Origin of the sequence: Acinetobacter sp. P8-3-8 (assembly GCF_000214135.1) — a bacterium.
GTDB lineage: Bacteria > Pseudomonadota > Gammaproteobacteria > Pseudomonadales > Moraxellaceae > Acinetobacter.
The window spans coordinates 1-4,989 of sequence record NZ_AFIE01000094.1 but is presented as its reverse complement, the minus strand read 5'-3'; the positions used below and the strand labels follow the sequence as shown (position 1 = coordinate 4,989).

Sequence of the window (4,989 nt, the reverse complement as noted above, 5' to 3'; positions counted from 1 at the left end):
ACTGATATCATCATGTGTAGGATCAAGAATAGTTGCTGATTTTTCATCTATCTCGACTTCTGTGTCATCATTTTCTATATGAATAGGAGATGACCCTGAGTGGTTTGTTACATCAATCTCCTTTTTTATTCTTTTTATCAAATCCTTGATACTAAGTTTCTTCGATGAATTTAATTCCCTGTTGTTAAGCTCATTACAGACAATACAAAATTGCTCAATGTAACGGTTTAAATCTAATGAGATGGAGTGATTTTGCATCTCTTTACCAGTTAAAAATTCTTTAAAATTGCTGGTGTTAAATTCATCGTATTTTTTAATTTCATTGGTAATTTTGTCACATGGTATTTTTTTTCCCCACGGTCTTTAAATTGGTTCTGCAGTAACAGTTTTAATGCATAACATAGTTGATTAAATTTCTTATGTACTCTTTCATCATCTACTATTCGCTTAAAATCTATCAGTTTTGTGTTTGTGATAGGCTCTTTATCTTTAGAACTAGAATTCGGTAAACTGATAAGTTCTTTGAGCATTTCACAAATTAATCCAGTCAACAGATAACCATACTGATGCCCTTCTTGTTCAATTTTAGTCCATTGAGTTAAACCAGCCAGAATTTTATGTTCCGTCACAATTCTCTTTTTTTTAATAGTAACCTGGATTTTTTCTGCAGCAGCATACAACTCATTCTTATTTTGAACGTCGAAATCTTTGAAAATAGCTTTTTTTTCACCAAGTGACTGATTTACCCACTTTTCCAATACTTTGATTTCTTCGTGTAGATCTGACAATCCATCAGTATTAGTCATACAGTTACCATAATTTTTCAGGGTAAAAATTGATTTTCAGGTTTCGTTCTAACTTGAGCTTGAAGTTTTTAGGCAAACCAAAATATTTTTTATAAGTTCTTTGAGTCAATTTTTTTAACACAACGCTGCGGTTTTGACTCCACTCTCATATGTTCTGATAACTTCAGACTTAAGGCCTCGGACAATTGAGTAAAAAAACAAGTAAATAGCACAGCATGCACCTCTTTATGTTGGTGCTTTTTAACCTCTTCAGTTTCTTCAGGAGCTACATCAATTGTATCGAGTAACCACTTTAAAATTTCAAATTCATCAATGTCTTGATTGTCTTTTGCTGCCTGGTCAAGCATTCTTTTGATTTCATCATCCATCTTATTTTTAAGATCCAATACAAAATCTTGAATAAAGTCTGGTAAATCTAATATCAAAACGTAACTTAACTTGGTGAAAACTTCAGTTAGAACTTCAGGTGTTTTTTTTGCATGCCCAATTTTTTCTATCATGACTCTCTCAATCGATACTGGCTATACAAGCTCAATACAGTTGAAATGGTTAATTTCTAAATTTACTACTTAGGCCTAACAGAATATCTTTAGCCTAAAAATACCGATTATGATGTTATATGTTTATATCCAGCTAACACAGAACAGCTCAATGAGTTAACGTGATATATCACGTAATAACTTTACCATTTGATTTTCCAATATCAAAGTATCGCGATGTCTATATAAGGTTTATCAACAAATCAAAATATTTAAATTATTTGCCAGTAAAGTTATGAAGTTATGAAGTTATGAAGTTATGAAGTTATGAAGTTATGAAGTTATGAAGTTATGAAGTTATGAAGTTAGGTTATTTAATCTTATAGATTGAATAACCTCTTCCATTCTCTATTTTATTTAAAACTTTTATCAACGAGCTGCTTAAAATCTTCTAAATTCTGCTCTGCCAGTGACTCTAAAGCTATTCTTACAATACTAGATCTGTTAACACGAGCGTTATTACTTTTGATAATTAACTCATCAATTAATTCACTTAATTCTTGGTTCAAAGAAAAGGTACAACGAACGAATTTCTTTTGTGAAACTTCTAGATCCTTAACTCTTTTATCAGCTCCAGATATGAAATTTTCAACCAGTTTATCCTGATCTGAAAGCTCGTCAGTTTTCTTTTTTAAACCGCTAAGACCTGCCATAGTTATACTCCTAAAAACTCTTGAGCTATCCCTTCAATTTCTGCTTTTGCCTTAGGATCACTTGTTACTTCAAAAACAGATAAGCCATTTTCATCTGCATCATCATAAACATTTCGATTTGTCGTGATGTGGTCTAATGCTTTTATTCCGAACGATACACAGGCTTCTTTAGCATCTAAAATTCGCTGTACTTGTGACGGTAATGTTGGGCATTGTGTAATGATTGCTCTTGCATTCAAATCTGGATTCACTGCTCGTGCCAGTTTTAATACTTGTTCCATATGATCCAAAGTCTTTAGATCTCTACGTTTAGGCCTAAAAGGCAAGAGCATATGTGTTGCTATAGTCATAGCAGAACGTAATGCTTCCGAATCTTGTCCACCAGCATCAATGATAATATCTTCATATCTTTTTGATAAATCTTTTAAAACTTGACGAATATTGCCTGAAGCTTGTACAGATGGAATATTTTTTAAATCCTCATTCTCATCACGTTCTTTAATCCAGTCAGTTGTTGTGCCTTGAGGATCTGCATCTAGAAGCAGAATATCTCTATTCTTTTCTTGTAAATAAACTGCTAAGTTTTGGGCAAGGCAGCTTTTACCAGCTCCGCCTTTTTCACCACCTACTAAAATAATCATAAGTTATGTAAGTTACGTAATTTTGTTGAAAATAATGTACAAGTTTCAATCTCATGAATCAACTATTGTGAAAAATAAAGTTAAAAAAAAGTTATCCACAAGTAATGTTCTTTTTTAATTTTATATATATTTTATAAATTTATATTTATAGAACCTCTGAATGCCTTATGAAGTCTAGTTTTCAGAGGTTTTATATGGACGTTTTCCTGACAATAAGTGGACACTTTCCTTTATTTAAATGGACGTTTTCCTGACAATAAGTGGACGTTTTCCTTTATTTAAATGGACGTTTTCCTTTATTTAATGGACGTTTTCCTGGCATAAATAGATCTTCCATTAATGGACATTAAGTGTTAATGTCTATTAATGGAATTTATTTCTTTAATCACAATATGGCAAATCTAATTTATAAAGACAATAACTTGATTGAAGCATCTTATGCATTGACTCTGTCTGAACAACGCTTAATTTTAGTTGCAATTATTGCAGCTAGGGAAATTGAAAAAGAGCTTACATCGGATACATTGCTAACAATACATGCGTCTGAATACATGAAGCACTTTAATTTGGGTCGTCAAGCGGCCTATGAGGCTCTTCAGGGAGCGTGTGATAACTTATTTGAACGTAGACTCACCTATAAGGCCATAGATCCTGTTACAGGTAAGCCAGCGGTCTACAAAAGCCGTTGGGTATCAAAAGTTGGCTATGTTAAAGAAGCTGCATGTGCTCAACTAATTTTTGCTCCTGATATTTTACAGCTTTTTGTAAAACTTGAAGAAAAGTTTACTCGTTATGAATTAAAGCAAATTTCTCAATTATCTAGTGTATACGCTATACGGCTGTATGAACTTTTGATTAGATGGCGTAGCAAAGGCAAGCTATATATTAGTATGGTTGAATTGCGTGATAAGTTAGGTCTACTTGAAAATGAATATAAAACCATGGGAGATTTCAAAAAGCGTGTATTGACGGTTGCCATAGATCAAATTAATAAACTTACTGATATCGACGTAAGTTATGAGCAGAAAAAAGAAGGGAGAACAATTACACATATCGAATTTTCTTTTAATCAAAAAGCTTCCTTAATTGTTAGTGATAAGGTACTGGAACCTGCATATCAGCTGACACCAAAACAATCTATATTTTTCGCTCAAAAATTGTGTGACCTTATCAAATATCCCGAATTCGGGGGGAAATATGCCAATGTAGGCGAAGAGATCGAAGCGTTTAAAGAAAGGATTTCACTTGAACTCCTCGACCCTGAAAAGGTAAAAAAGTATTATTCTGATTTGTTAAAAGTGGGCTATAAAGAAAAATATAAATCAGAAAAGTTATCATAACCTGAATAATAGAAATTTTTATTTTGAACACTACAAACCTATAGGAAAAATTTAGTCTGCCCTGGTAACCCTAGGGCGTGTCCTCATTTGAAGAATTGGTTTTAAATACTTAAAATCCTCCTTTGAGTTATTTTTATTTCTATATTTTCAATGGCACGTACTCTTCTTACCGATGATATCTGGCAGCAAATTCAAGATACTATGCGATTACATGGTTGCTACCGTTCAAAGAATAGTAGAAATATCATGGAAGTGATCTTATGGAAACTGCGTACAGGCGCCACATGGCGTGATATTCCTCAAGAATTTTGTCCTTGGCAAACTGCTTATAATCGTTTTAATCGTTGGGCAAGCAAGGGATTGTGGAATAAATTTTTTTTAGATTACGAGGCGTCTTGGATCAAGAATGGGTATTCATTGACGGAAGCTACATACGCGTGCATCAACATGCAAGTGGAGCTCGGAATGGTTTCGAAAGAGCAATTGGACAATCACGTGGTGGACGAACAACAAAAATACATCTTGCAACCGACGCGAATGGATTACCGATTGATTTTAAAATCACTGGGGGTGGCGTCCACGACAGTCAAGTTGCAAAACAACTGATTGATACTGTAGGCGAGGCAACTTATCTCATTGCTGATAAGGGGTATGATGCTGAGCACATTAGAATATATGCCCAGAACAAGGATATGATTCCCATTATTCCATTGAGATCAAACAGTAAGAGATCGAATAAGGTGTTTGATAAATATCTATATAAATTAAGACATTTAGTTGAAAATGTGTTTGCGAGATTGAAGCATTTCCGAGCGATTGCAACCCGATTTGATAAGCTTGCACGAAATTACCAGTCTATGATTTACATTGCTTGCATGTTTATTTGGTGTAAAGCCAAATGAGGACACGCCCTAGTTTTATAAACTGAAAATTATATGTTCCACTAGTACGAAGAACTGATCTGGATTAATTTGCCAGAAAGATGAAATTATAAAGTTACATAACTTATG

6 protein-coding genes and 1 pseudogene are annotated in these 4,989 nt (G+C 33.6%); 2 read left to right on the top strand and 5 right to left on the bottom strand.

The features are described 5' to 3' along the window. The 5 genes and pseudogenes from GGG_RS21435 to GGG_RS0118185 all read right to left on the bottom strand — a co-directional run. Positions 1-258 (bottom strand): annotated as a pseudogene (locus tag GGG_RS21435) (hypothetical protein); the annotation flags it as partial. An 11-nt stretch (positions 259-269) separates the two neighbouring features. Then, entirely contained in the window at positions 270-806 is a 537-nt protein-coding gene (locus GGG_RS0118200) for a hypothetical protein (protein ID WP_010117607.1), read from the bottom strand. Between the two features lie 89 nt (positions 807-895). Continuing rightward, on the bottom strand, positions 896-1,306 hold the full coding sequence (locus tag GGG_RS20070; RefSeq protein WP_010117605.1) for a hypothetical protein: 411 nt from the start codon (positions 1,304-1,306) through the stop codon (positions 896-898). Between the two features lie 392 nt (positions 1,307-1,698). Next, positions 1,699-1,998 carry a hypothetical protein gene (locus GGG_RS0118190; protein WP_004969894.1) on the bottom strand — a complete coding sequence of 100 codons (300 nt, stop codon included), beginning with the start codon at positions 1,996-1,998 and terminating at the stop codon, positions 1,699-1,701. A gap of 2 nt (positions 1,999-2,000) precedes the next feature. Beyond that, on the bottom strand, positions 2,001-2,639 hold the full coding sequence (locus GGG_RS0118185) for an AAA family ATPase (protein ID WP_004726798.1): 639 nt from the start codon (positions 2,637-2,639) through the stop codon (positions 2,001-2,003). A gap of 392 nt (positions 2,640-3,031) precedes the next feature. Between GGG_RS0118185 and repM the strand changes: the two genes are divergently transcribed. Together repM and GGG_RS20770 are read left to right on the top strand one after the other, a co-directional pair. Next, complete coding sequence (gene repM, locus GGG_RS0118180) at positions 3,032-3,979, top strand: replication initiation protein RepM (RefSeq protein WP_010117601.1); 948 nt, start codon at positions 3,032-3,034, stop codon at positions 3,977-3,979. A gap of 150 nt (positions 3,980-4,129) precedes the next feature. Continuing rightward, positions 4,130-4,881 (top strand): IS5 family transposase gene (locus tag GGG_RS20770; RefSeq protein WP_228127223.1). Its coding sequence is split into 2 segments (ribosomal slippage): positions 4,130-4,364 and positions 4,364-4,881, totalling 753 coding nucleotides; the frame shifts between segments, so codons are not numbered across the junction. Positions 4,882-4,989 lie beyond the last annotated feature (108 nt).

Excerpts from the sequence above, each read along its gene's own strand:
- GGG_RS0118200 (WP_010117607.1), bottom strand. The coding sequence starts at position 806 with ATGACTAATACTGATGGATTGTCAGATCTACACGAAGAAATCAAAGTA.
- GGG_RS20070 (WP_010117605.1), bottom strand. The coding sequence starts at position 1,306 with ATGATAGAAAAAATTGGGCATGCAAAAAAAACACCTGAAGTTCTAACT.
- GGG_RS0118190 (WP_004969894.1), bottom strand. The coding sequence starts at position 1,998 with ATGGCAGGTCTTAGCGGTTTAAAAAAGAAAACTGACGAGCTTTCAGAT.
- GGG_RS0118185 (WP_004726798.1), bottom strand. The coding sequence starts at position 2,639 with ATGATTATTTTAGTAGGTGGTGAAAAAGGCGGAGCTGGTAAAAGCTGC.
- repM (WP_010117601.1), top strand. The coding sequence starts at position 3,032 with ATGGCAAATCTAATTTATAAAGACAATAACTTGATTGAAGCATCTTAT.